The organism is Holtiella tumoricola (assembly GCF_027857615.1).
GTDB lineage: Bacteria > Bacillota > Clostridia > Lachnospirales > Cellulosilyticaceae > Holtiella > Holtiella tumoricola.
In genome coordinates this window covers 33306-52824 of record NZ_JAQIFT010000043.1, presented here as the reverse complement: position 1 = coordinate 52824, position 19519 = coordinate 33306, and the positions used below count along the sequence as shown (strand labels likewise).

Genomic DNA, 19519 nt, shown 5'->3' with positions numbered 1-19519 from the left:
ATTATTTTAGAGCAATCCTATAAGCTTCCAATATGGTACAACAATAAGGAAGAGATAGATTACACTGATAAGCATTTTTGTACTAAATGCTTTTATAAAGTCTTTGATATGGATAAGTCCGTAAGAGAAGCAAATCATATAGAGGGCATATTCATATGGCATAATAATCTGATCTAGCCCATTAAAGAACGTATATAGTACTGGCTCTACTCTTACTCCCATATCTAGTGCCATTTGTGTAATAGGTGCACCTAGTGCTGCCATTGCTGCTAGTGGTGTCAGTAAGAAGTTTGTAAGTACAGCAATAAGCCAAATAATAAATAAGAAACCAATTGGTCCAATACCACCTAAGTGTGGAATAATTGAACTGGAAATAAGTTCTCCAACACCAAGGACATTAGCTACTTGTCCAATAGACATACAACTTGTGATAAAGAATAAGAATGGATAGTTCACTCTTTGAATATCCTCTTTTGTCCCTGCATCAATCCCTGGCATATAAAGTAAAATAACAGCAAAAATATAACCATATACTAGTCCAATACCATGAATATTACTTGTAATAAGGAATAGGAAGAAGAAGATTAAAACACCAAGTACCTTTTTCTCTTCTTTTTTGAAAGCACCCATTTCTTCTAACTGAGCCTTAAAGTATGCCTTCCCTTCAATAGTCACATTAGCTTTAAAAAGTTTGCTCATTGTAAAAGCCATAACGAAGCCGAATGGTAAGAAAATAATATTTTGCATTAAGTAATCTGTATATGTAATAGTTAAATCAGTAACGCCTCCTGCTACCCCAATAAGAACTCCCACATTACTTGGGTCCATTACAAAGAAACCTGGCATTAAGTTTGCCATAGCAGCTGTCATCATAATCCCTGCTGCTTCTTTTGATTTGCCTAAATTAAAAGCTTTACAGATCCCATATCCAAGTGCGGCAAACGCTACAGACCATGCACCTGGCAAGATTAAGTTCGCCACAATCCCTGCAACTACTAATCCATATAGAATCCCATTATATGTACCACCTGACTTTAAAATACACCAACAAGCGAGCCTTTGTAAAAGCCCTATTCTTTCTAATACAAGAGATAAAATAAATCCACATAATACAGTCCATACAACTGTTACAGTCCATGGCTTAAGAGCCACTTCTAATGGCACCAAATTTGTTACAGCATAAGCAAAAGGTAATAACAAGCTTGGTATCATATTGTTTAAAAGTTCAAATGCGAAACATAATATAGCGGCAACAGTAATTGCAAAAAATACCTTTATTTCTTTTGTAATGCCACCTGTTTCTGGCACAAATAGTATCAAAATAGGAATGATGATTGTTAAAAGCCATTTAATTTGTTTTGTCCTGTCCATTTGTGATATTGATTGTCCCATAGTATCTCCTTTTTGTTTGTTATTTTTTTAACGCTTCTTTCTTTTATAAGTATATCATCTATATGACTTATAAAAAAATATCTGGTGATATTTTTTATTTGAATTAGTTAAATTTAAGACAATATACTATTGTATTCAAAACCATCTTGTTGTATATGTATAAGAGACTATGTTCACTTAAATAAAACAAACTAAAGGGGGTTTTAGAAATGAGTATTTGTGGTAATCGTGCTTTTGAATTACTTCAAAAGATTGGATTTATCCGTTGTAGTGGGACAGACGAAGAATTAAAAGCTGCACATATTTTATTAGATGAACTTAAATCAATAGGTGTAGAAGGTACACTTGAAGCTTTCAAAGTACATAACTATACAATAAAAAAAGCTACTTTAGAAGTTCTTGAGCCTTATCAAAAAACTTATGAAGTAACAGGACTTGGTCTTTCTGGCAACACACCAAGTGAAGGTCTTGTGACCGAGTTCAAATACGTACAACAAGCTACCGATGTAGATCTTTTAGATGTAAAAGGAAAAGTTGTACTTCTTAATACACACCTTTCTTTAGAAACTTACGAACGCCTTATTAAAGCTGAAGTTGCTGGTGTGATCACTTATAGTGGTACTATTATAGATGACCCAGAATTAACAGATTTACAGTTGCGTGCAATCCGTGCTAAACACTTAGAACTTGGCCAAATTCCAGGAGTAACCCTTCGCGCTATTGATGCTTTTGATATGGTTAAAAACAAAGCAACCAAGGTACGCATGGTACTTGAACAAGATGACTATGAGGTAGATTCACATAATGTGTATGCTACTATTCCTGGGACAGATTATCCTGAACAAGAAATTGCCTTTATGGGACATTATGACAGTGTACCATTTAGTACAGGGGTCTATGATAATGGTGCTGGGTCTGTTATTTTAATGGAACTTGTTCGCCACTACTTAGCTCACCCACCAAAACGTACACTGCGCTTTATGTGGTTTGGCTCAGAAGAAAAAGGCTTACTCGGTAGTAAAGCTTATGTTGCAAATAGTAATGAAGAAACTCTTAAAGCTATCAAACTTGGTATCAATGTGGATGTAGCTGGTCCAATCATGGGTGAAGACCGTGCCATTGTTACTGCTGATAACAGCTTATGTCATTATATTGACTACTTAGCTAAAGAAGTCGGCTTTGCTATCAGTGTAAAACAAGATACTTACTCAAGTGACTCTATACCATTTGCAGACAAGGGCATTCCTTGCGTTAACTTCTGCCGTTTCGGCTCACCAGGTTGTGCTATGATTCACTCACGCTACGATATTATAGATTACTTATCAGGTGAATCCTTAGAAAACACTGCCCGCTTTGTTCAAACCTTTGGCGACCGTGTAATCAACTCACCTGTATTCCCAGTAGAACAAAAAATGCCTCAAAATATGATTGAGGCAGTAGATAAATATTTACAAAAGAAAAAGGAAGAGAAGTAAAGTGAAGTAACAAGCTGTGAAGTTTACTCTTCCAGCTTCCACTTCCGCAACACTAAGAGCCTCTAAACTTAATCAGTTTATGAACGTGTCAAACTCGCTTTGCTCAAACATGACGCTAAAATCCATAAACTAATTTTCGTTAAGAGGCTCTAAGTATTATCTCATAAAGAAGCTTTCAGAATGTCCACACAACTCTTTTACTTCAGCTGAACTTTCCAAGGTAGGAAAAAGAGAGTACTAGACTTTCCCGGATACCCTTTTACAGTTCTACTACTTCGGCTTAGCTTGATTGATTAAGAAAAGGGAAAATCACGAAAAAATAAACTTTCTCCTTACTCACCTTCTGCTGTAAGCTCTACACTTTCTACTTCTTTATTTTTAGCTATGAATACCTCAATCATATAGCCTACTAACATTCCTACTAGGGATGGTACTACCCATCCTAAACCTTTTGCATAAAGTGGAAGGTTACCAAATACTTTTGCACCTACATTAATTCCAAATCCACCTAATCCATACATTATACTTACAACACCTGTAAGTAAGATTGTTAAGCCGTATACAGCTCTACTTTGTTTAAAGAATCTATCTAACATAGCAAGGACAATTAACATGATTGCAATTGGGTAAATCATATCAAGTACTGGGATTGAGATCGCAAGGATTTTTGAAAGTCCCATATTGGCAAGAAGCATACTTGAAATGGCTAAGATTCTTACCCAGTTTTTATAACTCACTTTGTTTGTTAATGTTGCAAAGTATTGGCTACATGAAGTAATAAGTCCTACACTTGTTGTTAAGCATGCAAGTGTAAAAATCACTGCAAGTAAGACTGCTCCTGGTTGACCAAAGAGGTAAGTCATAACATTGGTTAATGTGTGTGCACCATTTTCTGTTACACCAAATCTTCCACCACTTGCTGCACCTAAGTGTGCAAGTACACCATAAATAACTACAAGTAAGCCACCCGCAATAAGTCCAGCTTTAATGGATGTGGATACAACGTCTTTTTCTTCTTGTACGCCTTTTGTTCTGATTGCAAGAGCAATGACAATTCCAAAGTTAAGAGCTGCAATGGTATCCATTGTTAAATACCCTTCTAAGAATCCTGTTACAAATGGTGATTCAATATAAGCCCCTGTTGCTTCTCCATAGGCACCTAATGGTTTAAAGATTGAGCCAATGACAACAACTAAAATTAAACTTAATAAAGTGGGTGTTAAAACCTTCCCCATACGATCTACTAGTTTTGTTGGTGATAAAGATAACCAATAAGCTACTAAGAAGAAGACTAACGTAAAAAGTAAACGTGCCAGTATATCTGATACACCTTGTGGTAAGTAAGGTGCTACAACCATTTCAAATGGTAAGCTTCCTGCTCTTGGAATCCCAAGACATGGTCCTATAGATAAATAGATTAAGATTGTAAAGATTGTTGCAAAGAGTGGATGTACTCTACTTGCTAAATTAGGAAGTCCACCTGATTTTGCTACTGCAATAACACCTAATACTGGGAAGCCAACCGCTGTAATAAGGAATGCCCCTAACGCAATCCAAACTTTATCTCCTGCTGACTGTCCTAAAAATGGTGGGAATATTAGATTTCCTGCCCCAAAGAATAGTGAAAAAAGCATAAGCCCCACAAATAATAAATCTTTTTTTGATAACTGTTTCATATTATTTTCCTCCTTTTATGTTGACTCATTTTGTTTTTTGACAATAAAAAAACCGCCCCTTGATTTTACTCAAGGGACGGACTAGCCGCGTTACCACCCTAATTCTATAAAAATGTGTCTGCCTATTAGACCTTTTATAGCACTCTATTCGTATCTAACAATACGCTTATCCTGTAACGTGGAAAGACTACGTCAATACTTACTCATCGCTTTTCAGTATTGCTTCTGGGAGATGATTTTGGGATATAATTTGAACATTGGCTTTCAGCATGTACCAACTCTCTGTAGAACATCTTATAACTTACTTTTTCTCGTCATCGAATTTACTTATGTTGTTGAAAGTATTCTAATAAAGTTTTGAACTTATGTCAATACTTAAATTTAATTTAAATTGAAATTTTTATAATCTAATATTTCATTTTTCACTTTCAAACTGATTTAAATAGCGTCTGAAGAAGTCCATTGTGAAAGCTTCATTAGGTATAATTTCTTCTATAACTTTCTTACTTGTGGCATAGGCCATATCATAGTCTTCTTTTGTGATATCCCCTACCTCTAAAGCCTCTTCTAACTCCTCTTCATCAAGTATACGTAACTTGGTATCCGCTGTCATAACTACATCTAAATAAAGGTCATCAAAGTAAGGGATTTCCTCCTCATTTACACCTGCCCCTTTAATAATATCAAAATAGATTTCAACAAACTTTCCCTCTCTATCAAATACAGCGCTTGCACACCATTTTTCATGATCTGGCAAGAAAATTAGCCCCTTATATCCATCATCACATAAACAAACATTTGGACGGTCATCATAGTCTACCACTAACTTCTCTTTAACACTTTCTATCTTAAGAAACGAGATATATCCTTCAAATAAATCTTCGATATACTTAATTTCATAAGTGTATTTTTCTAGCCATGTCCAATTACGTCCATCTAAAAACTTTCTTTTCATCTTTTTCTCCTTCTACCTCACTTAAAATGTATTTGAATTATATTTTTTCCTAAATTCAATGGGTGAACAACCTTCGTAATTTCTAAATTTAGAACAAAAATAGCTGGTATCATTATACCCTACTAATTCTCCTATTTCCTTTACTTTTAGCTGTTCTTGCGTAACTAAATATTCTTTTGCTTTTTGGATACGAATTTGATTTAAGTAATCAAAAGGTTTGCTTTCATAGGTTTCTTTAAAAAGCCTACATAAATAGTATTTGGTTACACCAATTTGTTCTGCCAAGTCTTCTAATGCCAAATCTTCTTGGTAATGGTCATCCATATATCTCATTACTGGCGCTAACCTTTGATAAGCCTTATTCTTACCTTCGTTTTCATGGCTTATTTTACTATGCTGCATATAAATCATTAGCTCATACAAAGCCCCTGAGGCTTTTAGCATACTTTCATGGCGATTGGTCAATGTACTTAGTGTATAGAAGAGTTCTTTATAGCGGTGCTTAATCTCTGAATCCTTTTCTAATTCTAGTACCATAGTAGAACCAATACCCATATATTCTATAAGATTTTCTACTTGTTGCCCATTAAATGTAATCCAATAGGTACGCCAATTTCCTGCTACTTTTTCATAGCTATGAGGAATACCTTTTCTAAAGAAAAAGGCTGTACCTTTCTTAATAGGGTAGATCTGCCCTTCAATTTTAAAGACACCTTCCCCTTCTAGACAATAAGCCCACTGATAATCCTGATAGCCCTCTTCTCTATGTACACCATTCTCTTCATAGTCTATTCCCACTCCTGTTATATAAAAAGGCAACTGCTCCATTTCTTTTGTAACTATCGGAAAGATAACTTGTGCTTGCACACCATTCCTCCGTTCAATATTTTTATATTTTTTGCAATATCCTTAGATTTACTTATATTTTATCAGTATTTATAATTTTAGTATATATTAATATTTTTTCATATACACAACAATTATTTACATATAAAGGAGTAGATTATGCAAAATCAATTTGAATGGCAAGATCCAACTATTGTACAAATTAATCGTGAACCAGCTCGTGCCTATTATATTCCATTTGCTAGTTGTACTGATGCATTAGCACACCATAAAGGGCTTTCTCCTTACTACAAACTCTTAAATGGTACTTGGAAATTTAATTATTGTGATACTTATATTGATGCACCTTCTAATTTCCATGAATTAGATTACCCAAGTGATGACTGGGCCACTATTCCTGTTCCTTCTAACTGGCAACTTCATGGTTATGATAAACCTCAATATACCAATGTAAATTATCCATTCCCTGTTAATCCACCTTTCGTTCCAAACGAAAACCCAGCAGGACTTTATATTAAAGAATTTACACTTCCTACTAATTGGAGTGAAAACCAAGTTTTCATTAATTTTGAAGGGGTTAATGCTTGTTTCTATATCTGGCTCAATGGTACTTTCATTGGCTATAGTCAAGGTACACACATCCCAGCTGAATTCAATTTAACTAATGCCCTTGTTGAAGGCACAAATAAATTGGCAATCAAAGTTCTTAAATGGTGCGATGGTAGTTACTTAGAAGATCAAGACTTCTATCGTCTTTCAGGTATCTTCCGTGATGTGTATTTACTTGCAAGACCTCAGTCTCACATTGTTGATATCTTTGCACAACCTTCTTTAGATACAACTTATACTAATGGAACTTTAACTGGTACTGTTACATTTAATACATCTCTTTCAGATGAGTATGAAGTATCTTTATTTGATGCAAATCATCAGCTTGTAGCTACTAAAAAATGTGCTCAAGAAACCTTTACTTTCGAAGTACCAAATGTAGAAAAGTGGACTGCTGAAACACCTTATCTCTATACTTTAGTTCTTCATTACAAAGATGAATTCATTCCTCTTCAAGTTGGTTTTAGAACAATCGAAGTAGCTGATAATGGTGCACTTCTCGTAAATGGTGTAGCAATCAAACTTAAAGGGGTTAACCGCCATGACTCTCATCCAGACCTTGGTCACTATACACCTATTGCTCATATGATCCAAGATTTAATAACCATGAAACGCCACAACATCAATACGGTTAGAACTTCTCACTATCCTAATGCACCAGAGTTCCTCAGACTTTGTAATGAATATGGTTTCTATGTAGTAGATGAGGCAGATCTTGAAACTCATGGTACAGAATCTGCTGCTGATTGCAATATCCTTACAAATGATCCAGTTTGGGAAACAGCTTATCTCGATCGTATGATTCGTATGGTAGAAAGAGATAAGAATCACCCTTGTATTATTATGTGGTCACTTGGAAATGAATCCTTCTTTGGCAAAAACCATATAGCTATGTCTAAATGGGCTAAAGACCGTGATCCAAGTCGTCTTGTTCACTACGAAGGAACTGTTCACTTTAGAGGTAAGACAGAGATTGGCTGCGAAGAAGGGCAAGTGCATCCATGTGTAGATGTAGTAAGCTACATGTACCGTTCTCCTGAAGACGTTAATAAAGAAGGTCAAGATACAACTGATCATAGACCTTTCTTCCTTTGTGAGTATAGCCATGCTATGGGTGTAGGCCCTGGAGATTTAAAAACTTACTGGGATCTCTTCTACAAATATCCTCGTCTTATTGGTGGATGTGTATGGGAATGGTGCGACCACTCTGTACGTCAGTATGATGAAGAAGGTAAACCATTCTTTGTATATGGTGGATACTTTGAAGAATTCCCTCATGATGGTAACTTCTGCGTAGATGGTTTAGTAAGTCCTGACCGTGTACCTCATACTGGTCTTAAAGATTACAAACATGTTATCCAACCTGTACAAGTAGAAGCTACGGACTTATCATGTGGCAAAATAGCTCTTACAAATCGCTATGACTTCTTAGATCTTAGTGGCTTACAACTTGAATGGACTGTAACAAAAGATGGTTACCCTTACCAAACAGGTACTGTGGCTAATCTTCAAGTTCTAGCTCATACTACATCTGAGATTCAATTAGATTATAGTCTACCTTCTCATATAGCTGGAGACTTCTTCCTTAATTTAAGCTTTGTTCAAAAGGCACCTACACCTTGGGCTGAACGTGGCTATGAAGTAGCATTCCAACAGTTTGAATTAAAAGCTGTAACTATGCTTCAAGCCCCTGTGGTAGATACACTTGAACTTAAAGAAGATCCTACCCACCTTACTTTCATTGGTGAAAGCTTTGAATACCGCTTCAGTAAATTTGCTGGAAGCTTTGAAAGTCTCAAGACAAATGGCGTAGAACTTTTAGCAAGTACTCCTGAGCCATCTATCTGGCGTGCACCTACAGATAATGACCGTAATATTCAACACGGTTGGCGTCATCAAATGATGCACTGTGCTACAACACATGTTTACAACACTTCTATCTTAGAAACTACAAATACATTCGTTAAACTAGAAGTAAGCTACGCTCTTGGTGGTCCAGCTGTTCGTCCTCTTCTTCAAGGCACAACAACTTATACGATCTGGGCAACTGGAGAAATCCAAGTAGCTATGCATGCAGATGTAAGAGCGAACTTAAATGCACTTCCTCGCTTTGGTCTAGAACTTCATATGCCAGCAGGTAATGAACAAGTAGCTTACTTCGGTATGGGACCAAATGAAAACTATATGGACCTTTGCCAAAGTGCATACATGGGACGCTTTGAAACAACTGTATCTAACATGTACGAACCTTATATCAAACCACAAGAATGTGGTAACCGTACAAAAGTAAGATGGGCAAATATTCATAATGCTTCAGGTGTTGGCCTTATTGTTAAAGGTGATACAGACTTTAACTTTAGTGCACTTCACTATACAGCAGAAGATTTAGCAACTACAGCTATGGCACATCAGCTTAAACCACGCAAAGAAACAATTCTTCACATTGATTACCGTCAAACAGGTATTGGTTCTAACAGCTGTGGGCCACAACTTGCTTCTAACTATGAGTTCAATCAAAAAGTAATCGACTTCGCATTCTCAATCAAGCCAATCTGGATTGAAAATATCCCAAGCGAACTTGAATACCGCATGCGTCCAACTATCTAGCATTCTTGAAGTTGAAGCCGAAAGAATATGCACTGCATAGTTCTCTACTTATCTTAATTAGCCAAAAGAGCTCGTGCCTTTGCACGAGCTCTTTACTATTTATAACTGACTATTTTTTCGATACTCTGTTGGTGAAATCCCCGTTACACTTCTAAATACTTTCATAAAGTGTTTTTCATTTTCATAGCCAACAGCATAACCGATCTCTGCTACTTTTTTATTGGTGCTTTCTAATAATTCTTTTGCTTTATTAATTCTTACATCTTTGATATAGTTCACAAAGCTCATCCCTGTGTATTCCTTAAACGTCTGTGAGAAGAATGAGTAGTTCATAGAAATATGATTGGATACCATAGCCATATTTAAATCCTTTTCATAGTTAGATTTTATGTAGGCTAGAGCTTCTTTCATCTTCACGTTATTTCTATTACTCTCATGAGTATCACAGATTTTATCATTAAGTTCTAAAAGATAAGCCTTAAGGTGTGCTTGATAACTTGTATAATCTGCATATTGATAAAAGTCTTTCACCTTTTTAAACTCTACGATATCGATTAAAGAACCATAGGCTTCTAGAATATGACCGATTAGCATTTCCATTAGTTTTTCAAAATCATCGTAGATTAGTCCTTCTATACTATCTTTACCTAATATCTTATTAAAGACTTCTTCAAATTCTTCTTTTCTTTCCGTCCCTATAAGTTGAATAAGCTTGGTAATATCTTTGTTTTCTATTTTCAAATTATGTTGCGTTGGGATATCTTCATAGTTCAAAAAAGGTACGTTCATAATATAGGCATATCTTCTTGCTAAAATGGCTTGCTCATAAGCAATTCTTAAATGATGAATAGATGCATAGCTACTACTTGCCCCTATATTTTTCCCTTGGTAATAAGCTTCTACTTTTTTCGTATCTTCGTCTTTTGCAATAACTATATAGCAGTTCTCAACTACACAGCTTATCACTTCTATTTCCGTTGGTAATTCGATGGCTTCATGCATGCAAAAAACTCTATAGGCTTCTTGATTAATCCAATGGTTAGAGAATCCTTGCTCAAAGCTACATAATTCACTTTTTGTAACAGAAGTATTCAGGAAAATATACTTAATTTGTTGCTCAAGTATATCATCAATCACTTCCATTGTTTCTACTAATTTATTCTTCTCTTTGATGATTTCTTCTAGTTCTTTCATCACCTTATAAATCGCCTCACGGCTTACAGGTTTTAATAGATAGTCTTTTGCACCACATTTAAGTGCTTCTACAGCATAACTAAAATCATCATAGCCACTAATAACAACTATTTCTGGTGGATTCGTACGTTCTTTGAGTGCATTTAATAATGCCAATCCATCCATTTTAGGCATTCTAATATCTGTAAATAATACAGATACTTCTTGCTCATCAATAATATTAAGTGCTTCTATACCATTAGGACATTCTAGTATTTGTTCCACTTCTACGCCTGAACGCCCAATCATTGCTTTTAAGCCTTGCCTAATCATTTTCTCATCTTCAGCAATTAGTATGGTTTTCACATTATTCCTCCTATACACTATACGGAATCTTCAACACAATTTTTGTAAAAGAACCTTCTTTAGATTGAACTTCTAAACCATAGTCTTCACCAAAACAAAGTTTTATTCTATCTTGTACATTTTTCAAGCCTATTCCATTTGAAGATTGTTTTTCCTCTACAAGTTCCCCTGCTATCTTCATTTTAAGTTGATCAAGTTCTACCTTACCCATACCTGTTCCAAAATCCGTAACCTCTATGATAAAGTAGTCCTTTTCCATTCTGCCTTTTATATAAATAGCCGTATCTTCTGCAACATCTTCTATACCATGCTTCATAGCATTTTCAACAATAGGCTGAATACACATTTTAGGAATCATTTGCTCATATAAGTTGTCTGGAATACTTATATTCGTCGTAGTCTTATAATCATATCTTAAATTTAAAAGTGCCATATAATTTTCTATATAATCAAGTTCCTCTTTAAGCTTTACCATAGGTGAACGCCATTTCATACTATACCTTAGTAATTTGCCTAAATAAGTAATAGCATCTGATATATCAAACATACCTTCTATTTCTGCCATCATTTTAATAGACTCTAAAACATTATAAATAAAGTGAGCATTAATTTGATTTTGTAGCGCTTTAATCTGTGAGTCCTTTACCAATGTTTCCTGGGTAATTTTATCATCCATAAGCTCTTTGATACTATGGGTCATAGTCTGAATACTTGTTCCTAACTCTCCCATTTCCCCGTTACCAAAATCTTCAATTTCTACATCAAAGTTACCTTTTTGAACTTCATGAATTGCATCAAGTATCTTATAGAAGTTTTTAAACACTAACTGAGTACTTTTATTAATAAGAAATGTAATAAGAGCGATTAGCGAGATCATTCCTACAATAACTGTCATACGTAACCAATTTATTTGCTGATACACTTCTTCTAATGAACGGATCTTAATAATATGTCCATCTATACTTTTAATAGCTTGATATCCAATGACAACAGGCTCTTGCCCTAAAGTCACCAAATTAATTTTTTTGTCCTTATCAAGTACTTTTACAATGTCATCCTTGTGCAACTTCCATTTATCTATTTGAACATAATCATCTTGGTAAATATTTTTTTCTGCATCAATAAAGTACATAACCTCTTGCTCTGTTGTCCCATACATTTGAGGGAACATGCAGCGCATAGGTGTAGCAATTTCAACAACACCTATTTGCTCTCTCTTTATGTTTTGATATGGTGCTACAAGTGTTGCTAGTGGCTCTGCATAGGGTGATGCTTTCTGACTGGGTGTAACAGTATCTCTTTCATCAAAATATAGATTGATTCCTTTAAAGCCTTGTAGAAGTTCTACCTTATCAAAGCGCTCACTGGTATAAATAACAGGTGCAAGTTCTAGCATCTTGGTATTTATATAAAATCTTATACTATGAATATAAGGATTGGTATTAATAAGTCGTTCTATAGCTCTTATCTCTGTATTATTAAAATCTATAAGTTGATGAACAGATAATGTATCCCCATCTAATAGCTTTCCAACAAACTTTTCGACCTCATTATTAAGAAGCATAGTTTGCATAGTCATATTACATATTTCATAGCTATTCATGAACTGGCTACTAATTTCGATCAAATCACTTTCCATATCATTAATTTGCTCTTGTATCTGTCTATCTTGATAGTATTCAATGCTCCTCATAGCAAAGAAAACGCATGGAATAATGAGAATAAGGAGATTGAGTAGTAAGATTTTATGTCTTATTTTCATAGATGCTATAAAATTAATAAATTTAAATTTTAATACTTTCATCCTTATTCTCCCTTCTTTATCAATATATTTACTATTATCTCATAATTTATTATCGTTTACTAGATACCCTATCTATTGATAAATAAAGGTATAGATAGCTTGTGGTTCCACAGTAACTTTTGCATATCTTTGTTCTTCTCTTAATGTAATATGTTTAGCCTCTGATGTACGGTTTAATACAACAATAACCTTCTCATCATCTGGATTTACAAAGCCTACTACATCTAAATCTGCTGTATATTTAGTCGTTGCAATACGTTTAGCACCTTTTTTAATATACTTGCTAAAATGCCCTATATAATAGTAAGTTAAGCGCTTTTCATAATCTGTTTGCTCCTCATTGCACATAATAGGTGCATCACAGAAATTACCTACATGGTTAGGCCCACCCTTGTGGTCTAATACCATATTCCAATCGATGTAGCCATTCATTCCTGAATTAAAGTTACCAATCATATCATGAGCATACATATTTGCTTTTTGAACTGCATTGGCCTGGGCAAATCGACTATACTCTACACAACCTTCTGTGAAAAGAAGTTCTTTATCTGGATAGATATCTCTTACCATTTGTACTGCTTCAAAATGATCTCCTGTATACCAATGGAAGCCTATACCACTTACATAACGATTTGCTTTTTCATCTTTTAGTATATCTCTTGTACGTTCATAAAGGCGCTCTTTATTGTGATCCCATACGAAGATTTTTACATCTTCTAGTCCTTCTTCTTCAAAAATTGGGCCTAAATAATCACGTACAAAGATCATTTCCTCTTCTGATGTATAGACACAAGAATCCCATGTTTGTACAGCTTCTGGCTCATTCTGCACTGTAATCATTGAAATCTCAATGCCTTCTTCTTTGTAAGTCTTTATGTATTTAGCAATATATTGTGCCCATGCCTTTTGACACTCTGGCTTTAACTTACCACCATGATTCATCTCGCCTGTTGTCTTCATAAAGGCTGGTGGACTCCATGGAGATGCTAAAAATGCAATAGGCTCTTTAGTCACTACTTGTGCTTTCTTAATCACAGGAATGATGTATTTTTTATCTCTTGAAATATCAAAAGTAGCAAATGCAGTATCTGTTTCATCTTCTACATAAGCATAGTTCCCAAGTGCAAAGTCACAGCTATTAATATGAGTACGACATAAATTATAGCCAATACCCTGTTCTCCAAAGTAATCCGCAATCAGTGCATCTTGTTTTGCTTCTGGTAAACCAAGCACATTGTATGCCATCGCTTCTGTAAAGGCACCACCAAATCCACTAATCGTTTGGTAAGTGATTTCCGGGTAAATATTAACAGCCTCCATAGCTGCATCTGTTTGATGTATAAAAGATACAGATTCTACTTGTTGTAAATAATGATTTTTTCCTTCGTTGGTTGTAATCACTTTAATATTCATAGCCTTCTCCTTTCAAAATAACCTGAACCATTAGGTCGGTTCAGGTTATTTATCTTTTACATTCTATTAATATTATTCTAAGCCAAGTTTTACTTTATTTTCTTCCATCATCGCTTGCTTAACAGCCATAAGTTTTTCATAGCCTAAAGATTCACGGTCTGCTAAGAACTTATTGAAGAGCTCATCAAACTCTGCATCTGATTGTGCAAGTAATAATTTTGGAAGAACTTCCCCCCATGCTCTACCTATTTTAAGTCCAATAATTTCTTCTTCTGTACCAACTGCTGGGTCCAACCCTTCATATTGAGATAAGAAAGTTGTATATGGATAGGTCCATTCTTCTAATTGAGCAAGTGGTTCTTGTGGTCCTTCTGTCCATTGAAGTTGCATTGCTAAGTCTTGAAGCATCCAGAATGTATCATCTGCACCGTATTTTCTGTCGTATGCAGTACGGTCTGTTTGAAGAAGTTGTTTCACTTCATCTTTTACAACTGGTTTGCCATCTACCATATCATAAGTTTCACCTTCTATACCAAGGCAAACTCTTTTTTGTCCATGTTCACTCATTAAGTAAGTTAAAAGCTCAATAGCTCTATCTGGTCTTTCACAGTTTTTAGAGATAAGTGTAACTGTCCAACCGTAAATACCACCACCTTGTAAGATGTGGTCATCACCAGCTGCATTCTTTGGTCCGTCTATAGCAATGTAAATGCTATTTGGATCATTGTTGTAAAGAATTTTTTGTTGTGCTGCCATATCTGTTCTTTGATACATCATTGCAAAGTAACGACCTTGTGCAATTTTTTCTTCCATTTGAGAACGTTTATCTACAAATACATCATTTGCAATTAACCCTTCTCTACTTGCTTGATTCAATGTTTTTAACCATCTAACATATTCAGGATCAGTTGTTCTATCATAAAGCTTGCCATCTTTCTCGTATGGGATCGCTAAGAAATCTTGTAAGTATTTTTCTACTGACCAGTTACCTGTTTCACCAAATTCATGGAATCCGATTGGAATAAGTGGTTGACCATTTACTTGTGGGAACATCTCTTGAGCTTTTCTAAGAGCATCTAAGAAACCTTCTGGTGTGCTCATATCTGGGCTACCAATTGCTTCATACATATCTTTTCTTACTAAGAATGTTTGGTTAGATGAGATATTATCATATTTTTCGTAATCTGATGGTGTGTATGATGAGTTTGGATAAGCATAAACATTACCATCTTCTTGTGTATACCAGCCTAAACGTGCATCATCCGCTACTTTGAAGAAATATGGATCATATTGATCTGCAAGTTCATTAAGTGCATAGACCATATCACTATCAATCATTTCTTTGATTTGGCCTTCCCACCAACCAAGTGTTAGGATATCTGGAAGTGTATCTGAAGCAAGCATTGTATTAAGTTTTTCTGCTTCATTACCCGCTGGTACAATAAAGTCAATATCAATACCAGTTTCTTCAGTGATCTTTTGTGAAGTCATATCTTCACCCCATGGTGTTGTAAACCATGAGAAGTTAATATACCATTGAAGGTTCACTTTATCATCACTATTTCTCATCCAGCCTGGTTCATCTGCTGATACTTCTTTTTGTGTTGTTCCTTCTGGCTTAGCTACTCCTTGTGATGCTTCTGGTTTGCTACCACTGCTACATCCTACAGTCCCTGCTACCATCATACAAGCCATAGTAGCTGCTAATGTTCTTTTTAATTTCATGTTCATACTACTACCCCTCTCTTTATATGTATCTATATATTTTTAATAATGTATTACTTACTCTTTTACTGCTCCAATCATCATACCCTTTACAAAGTATTTTTGTAAGAAAGGATATACACATACTATTGGTAGCGTTGTTACAACCATCGTTGCAAGTTTAATTGATAATGATGTGGTTGTACGTGTAATATTGCCTGCTGTTGCCATCATCTGAGTAGAACCTGTTTCTGCTACAATACGATATAAGAATGTTTGAATCGGTTGTAAGTTTGGATTATTGATGAAGATAACACCTGCAAAATAATCATTCCAGTGATATACACCTGTGAAAAGTGCAATCGTTGCTAGTACTGGTTTTGATAATGGTAAGATAATTCTTGTAAATATGGTCCAATCTGTAGCACCATCAATAGATGCTGATTCTTCTAGGGCACCTGGTATCTCTCTAAAGAAGTTAACAAAAATAATTAAGTTAAAGAAGTTGAAGAGACCTGGAATAATGTAAACCCAGAAAGTATCTAATAATTGCATGTTTTTATAAAGTAAGAAGGATGGAATAAGACCACCACTAAAGAACATTGTAACGGTTCCCATAGCCATATAAAACTTTCTTCCTACTAAATGATCCTTTGATAATGGATAAGCTACCATTGCAGTGAAAAGTACGTTTGTTACTGTCCCTACCACTGTTCTTAATATTGTTACACCAAAAGCTTTAATTACCCCACTATTTTGGAATACTGCTGTATAATTGTCTAATGTAAACTTTCTTGGCCACCAGAAGATACCTCCTAGCATCGCATCGGCCCCTTCATTAAGTGAGTTTACTATAATATACCAGATAGGATAAAGGGTGATAAAACAAATAACGGCCATTAAAGTAACATTAAACCAGTCAAAGGCTATTTCACCATTTGTTCGCTGCTGTCTCCAGTTAAATTTTTTTCGCTCCACCTTTTTCCCTCCTTAGAATAATGATCTTCCTTGTAATTTTTTCGTTGTAAAGTTTGCTGTTAGAAGTAAGATCATCGCAATGACTGATTTGAATAACCCAATGGCTGTCGCATAAGAATAACGTCCCGCTCTCATACCCATTTGGTAAACGTATGTATCTATAACTTCACTACTTGATGCATTAAGCACGTTTTTAAGAATAAAGATTTGATCAAAGTTTGAACTGAGCATGTTCGCTACTGCTAAGATAAACATGATTGCAATTGTCCCTTTAATTGAAGGAAGTGTAATCTTCATGATCTTTTGAAGCTTTGTTGCACCATCTACTGTGGCTGCTTCATACATTTGTTGGTCAATCCCTGAGATTGCTGCAAGATAAATAATTGCTGACCAACCAAGTTCTTTCCATACATCTGATACAACTGTTAATCCCCAGAAATACTTCGGATCTGCTAAAAAGGCTATCGGTTTATCTAAAATTCCAAAGTTTACAAGTACTTCGTTGATCATGCCTGGCTCACTAAGCCATGTAATCATTAGCCCACCCAGTACTACCCATGAAATAAAGTGTGGTAAGTAAGATACTGTTTGAATAGTCTTTTTAAATCTCGCATGACGCACTTCATTTAATAAAATTGCGAATAAGATTGGTAATGGAAATCCTATAAGAAGTTTTAGTAAGCTAATACCTAATGTGTTAGTCATAATATTCGCAAAGTTTGGATCGCTAAAAAACTCTATAAAGTGTTCTAATCCTACCCAAGGTGCATCTGCTATTGGTTTTGTAATTTTAAAGTTTTTGAAAGCAATTACAATTCCTGTCATTGGAATATAGTTAAAGATAAGCATCCAGATTACACCTGGTAAAACCATGAGTTGCAAATACTTCTGCCCTATAAGCTTTTTCAATGTACTTGTCTTTACTGTCTGTGTCATCGCCATCCTCCTCATCAAGTTATCATCTTTTATAACATTATTATAATTGACTAATTTTACTTACATAACGTTTCATTTTTTGTATTAGGTGTCTAAATTTTATAAAGGGTACTCTAAAAAAACAAACCACCTAGATCCCTCTTCCACTAGGGTATCTAGATGGTTTATTTTCTTTACTATGAGTCAAACTTTATAAGTTTTTTCCGTTTGCTTCAATAACTGATTTATACCAGTAACCTGAATCCTTAATGATTCTTTCACCTGTTGCATAGTCTACATACACGATACCAAAGCGTTCTCCATAACCACTGTGCCATTCAAAGTTATCCATTAAAGACCATTGGAAATAACCTGCAACTTCTACACCATCTTCTCCTGCACGCTTAAATTCTCTTAAATAACGTTGTAAGAAATCTATACGGTTTGGATCATGTACTTTCCCATCTAAAGATACAACATCATGACAAGATAAGCCATTCTCTGTGATATAGATAGGTTTTTTATAACGTTCATATAAGAATTTAGGCCCCCAGTAAAGTGACTTAGGCGTAATTGGCCAGTTAAGAGCTGTCTTAGGTGAACCAGCTTCTCTGGTTAAATAGATAATTTCTCCATTCTCTCCTGCTTTAATTTCTCTTCCGTTATATACATTTTGTCCTAGAAAATCAAGGGGCTGAGAAATGATTTCCATATCGCCCTCTTTAATCTCTGGTAGGTAGTCTTTAAAAAGTTCTAAGCCATCTTCAGGATAATGCCCAAAGAATATTGGGTCATTCCACCATGTGATATTCCATGCCCATTCTTCACGAATCTCACGTGGCATTTCAAAGAGTGAACGTTTTGCAGCTTCAATGTCTTCTTTGCTATCAGAAGCTGGATAATTCATAGATGCTGTTGGTGCAAAGCCTACCTTTACTTCACCCTTTGCATACTCACGAATAGTCTTCACACTATGCCCATGAGCAAGCAAGATATGATGGGCCATTTCCAATGTATCACGAATAGATTGTTTAAGTCCCGGTGCATGTAAACCTTGTGAATAGCCAAGTCCTACAAAACATTGTGGTTCATTAAATGTCATAAAGTACTTCACTCTATCTGAAAGCCTCTCTACGATGACCTTTGTATACTCTGCAAACCACATTGGACTATCTGGATTCATCCATCCACCTTTTTTATGAAGCTCATAAGGTAAGTCCCAATGGAATAAAGTCACATATGGTTCAATGCCTGCTTCAATCAGTTCATCTACTAAGTTATCATAGAATGCTAAGCCTAACTCATTTACTTCACCTATGCCATTTGGTAACACTCTTGGCCAAGAAACAGAGAATCTATAAGCTTTAATTCCCATTTCTTTCATCATTTTGACATCTTCTTTATAACGATGATAATGGTCACAAGCTACATCTCCATTATGTCCTTCATAAACTCTACCTGGTTGTGTACAATACACATCCCAGATTGATAAACCTTTACCATCTTCATAAGCTGCACCTTCTATTTGATAAGAAGAAGTTGCTACTCCCCATACAAAATCTTTATTAAAACTCATCATTTTGCCTCCATCTCTTGCTTTTAATTT

At 35.2% G+C, this 19519-nt stretch carries 13 protein-coding genes and 1 other annotated feature; of the genes, 2 read left to right on the top strand and 11 right to left on the bottom strand.

Annotated elements, in window-relative coordinates; translation table 11 throughout:
• Nucleotides 1–6: 6 nt before the first annotated feature.
• Entirely contained in the window at nucleotides 7–1371 is a 1365-nt protein-coding gene (locus PBV87_RS10410) for an SLC13 family permease (RefSeq protein WP_271012204.1), read from the bottom strand.
• Between the two features lie 230 nt (nucleotides 1372–1601).
• On the opposite strand from PBV87_RS10410, the gene PBV87_RS10405 reads away from it, so the two are divergent.
• Nucleotides 1602–2867 carry a M28 family metallopeptidase gene (locus PBV87_RS10405; RefSeq protein ID WP_271012203.1) on the top strand — a complete coding sequence of 422 codons (1266 nt, stop codon included), beginning with the start codon at nucleotides 1602–1604 and terminating at the stop codon, nucleotides 2865–2867.
• Nucleotides 2868–3199: 332 nt separating this feature from the next.
• On the opposite strand, the gene brnQ is transcribed toward PBV87_RS10405, so the two are convergent.
• The 3 genes from brnQ to PBV87_RS10390 all read right to left on the bottom strand — a co-directional run bounded on the left by brnQ (nucleotide 3200) and on the right by PBV87_RS10390 (nucleotide 6365).
• Nucleotides 3200–4543: a branched-chain amino acid transport system II carrier protein gene (brnQ, locus tag PBV87_RS10400; protein ID WP_271012202.1), complete on the bottom strand. Its 1344-nt coding sequence runs from the start codon at nucleotides 4541–4543 to the stop codon at nucleotides 3200–3202.
• Between the two features lie 69 nt (nucleotides 4544–4612).
• Nucleotides 4613–4870 (bottom strand) — a binding site (T-box leader).
• An 88-nt stretch (nucleotides 4871–4958) separates the two neighbouring features.
• Nucleotides 4959–5498, bottom strand: coding sequence for a DUF402 domain-containing protein (locus PBV87_RS10395; protein WP_053984591.1), 540 nt, complete (start codon nucleotides 5496–5498; stop codon nucleotides 4959–4961).
• Nucleotides 5499–5519: 21 nt separating this feature from the next.
• On the bottom strand, nucleotides 5520–6365 hold the full coding sequence (locus tag PBV87_RS10390) for an AraC family transcriptional regulator (RefSeq protein ID WP_053984592.1): 846 nt from the start codon (nucleotides 6363–6365) through the stop codon (nucleotides 5520–5522).
• Nucleotides 6366–6503: 138 nt separating this feature from the next.
• On the opposite strand from PBV87_RS10390, the gene lacZ reads away from it, so the two are divergent.
• On the top strand, nucleotides 6504–9560 hold the full coding sequence (gene lacZ / locus PBV87_RS10385; protein ID WP_271012201.1) for a beta-galactosidase, LacZ type: 3057 nt from the start codon (nucleotides 6504–6506) through the stop codon (nucleotides 9558–9560).
• A gap of 99 nt (nucleotides 9561–9659) precedes the next feature.
• Here the strand turns inward: lacZ and PBV87_RS22890 are convergent, their stop codons facing one another.
• The 7 genes from PBV87_RS22890 to PBV87_RS10350 all read right to left on the bottom strand — a co-directional run bounded on the left by PBV87_RS22890 (nucleotide 9660) and on the right by PBV87_RS10350 (nucleotide 19489).
• Nucleotides 9660–11099: a response regulator transcription factor gene (locus tag PBV87_RS22890; RefSeq protein ID WP_271012200.1), complete on the bottom strand. Its 1440-nt coding sequence runs from the start codon at nucleotides 11097–11099 to the stop codon at nucleotides 9660–9662.
• A 10-nt stretch (nucleotides 11100–11109) separates the two neighbouring features.
• Nucleotides 11110–12903 (bottom strand): sensor histidine kinase, encoded by a 1794-nt coding sequence (locus PBV87_RS10375; RefSeq protein WP_271012199.1) that lies wholly within the window; start codon nucleotides 12901–12903, stop codon nucleotides 11110–11112.
• Nucleotides 12904–12975: 72 nt separating this feature from the next.
• Nucleotides 12976–14316 (bottom strand): glycoside hydrolase family 30 protein, encoded by a 1341-nt coding sequence (locus PBV87_RS10370; RefSeq protein ID WP_271012198.1) that lies wholly within the window; start codon nucleotides 14314–14316, stop codon nucleotides 12976–12978.
• Between the two features lie 72 nt (nucleotides 14317–14388).
• Nucleotides 14389–16047 carry a type 2 periplasmic-binding domain-containing protein gene (locus PBV87_RS10365; protein ID WP_271012197.1) on the bottom strand — a complete coding sequence of 553 codons (1659 nt, stop codon included), beginning with the start codon at nucleotides 16045–16047 and terminating at the stop codon, nucleotides 14389–14391.
• Between the two features lie 51 nt (nucleotides 16048–16098).
• Entirely contained in the window at nucleotides 16099–16998 is a 900-nt protein-coding gene (locus PBV87_RS10360) for a carbohydrate ABC transporter permease (RefSeq protein ID WP_053984597.1), read from the bottom strand.
• A gap of 12 nt (nucleotides 16999–17010) precedes the next feature.
• The gene (locus tag PBV87_RS10355) at nucleotides 17011–17934 is read right to left on the bottom strand and encodes an ABC transporter permease (protein ID WP_053984598.1); all 924 of its coding nucleotides are present in this window, start codon (nucleotides 17932–17934) and stop codon (nucleotides 17011–17013) included.
• Between the two features lie 190 nt (nucleotides 17935–18124).
• Nucleotides 18125–19489 carry a GH1 family beta-glucosidase gene (locus PBV87_RS10350; protein ID WP_271012196.1) on the bottom strand — a complete coding sequence of 455 codons (1365 nt, stop codon included), beginning with the start codon at nucleotides 19487–19489 and terminating at the stop codon, nucleotides 18125–18127.
• Nucleotides 19490–19519: the final 30 nt, after the last annotated feature.

What these genes read in the sequence shown, in the direction of transcription:
- PBV87_RS10410 (WP_271012204.1), bottom strand. Translation starts at nt 1,371, where the DNA reads ATGGACAGGACAAAACAAATTAAATGGCTTTTAACAATCATCATTCCT.
- PBV87_RS10405 (WP_271012203.1), top strand. Translation starts at nt 1,602, where the DNA reads ATGAGTATTTGTGGTAATCGTGCTTTTGAATTACTTCAAAAGATTGGA.
- brnQ (WP_271012202.1), bottom strand. Translation starts at nt 4,543, where the DNA reads ATGAAACAGTTATCAAAAAAAGATTTATTATTTGTGGGGCTTATGCTT.
- PBV87_RS10395 (WP_053984591.1), bottom strand. Translation starts at nt 5,498, where the DNA reads ATGAAAAGAAAGTTTTTAGATGGACGTAATTGGACATGGCTAGAAAAA.
- lacZ (WP_271012201.1), top strand. Translation starts at nt 6,504, where the DNA reads ATGCAAAATCAATTTGAATGGCAAGATCCAACTATTGTACAAATTAAT.
- PBV87_RS10375 (WP_271012199.1), bottom strand. Translation starts at nt 12,903, where the DNA reads ATGAAAGTATTAAAATTTAAATTTATTAATTTTATAGCATCTATGAAA.
- PBV87_RS10370 (WP_271012198.1), bottom strand. Translation starts at nt 14,316, where the DNA reads ATGAATATTAAAGTGATTACAACCAACGAAGGAAAAAATCATTATTTA.
- PBV87_RS10365 (WP_271012197.1), bottom strand. Translation starts at nt 16,047, where the DNA reads ATGAACATGAAATTAAAAAGAACATTAGCAGCTACTATGGCTTGTATG.
- PBV87_RS10355 (WP_053984598.1), bottom strand. Translation starts at nt 17,934, where the DNA reads ATGACACAGACAGTAAAGACAAGTACATTGAAAAAGCTTATAGGGCAG.
- PBV87_RS10350 (WP_271012196.1), bottom strand. Translation starts at nt 19,489, where the DNA reads ATGAGTTTTAATAAAGATTTTGTATGGGGAGTAGCAACTTCTTCTTAT.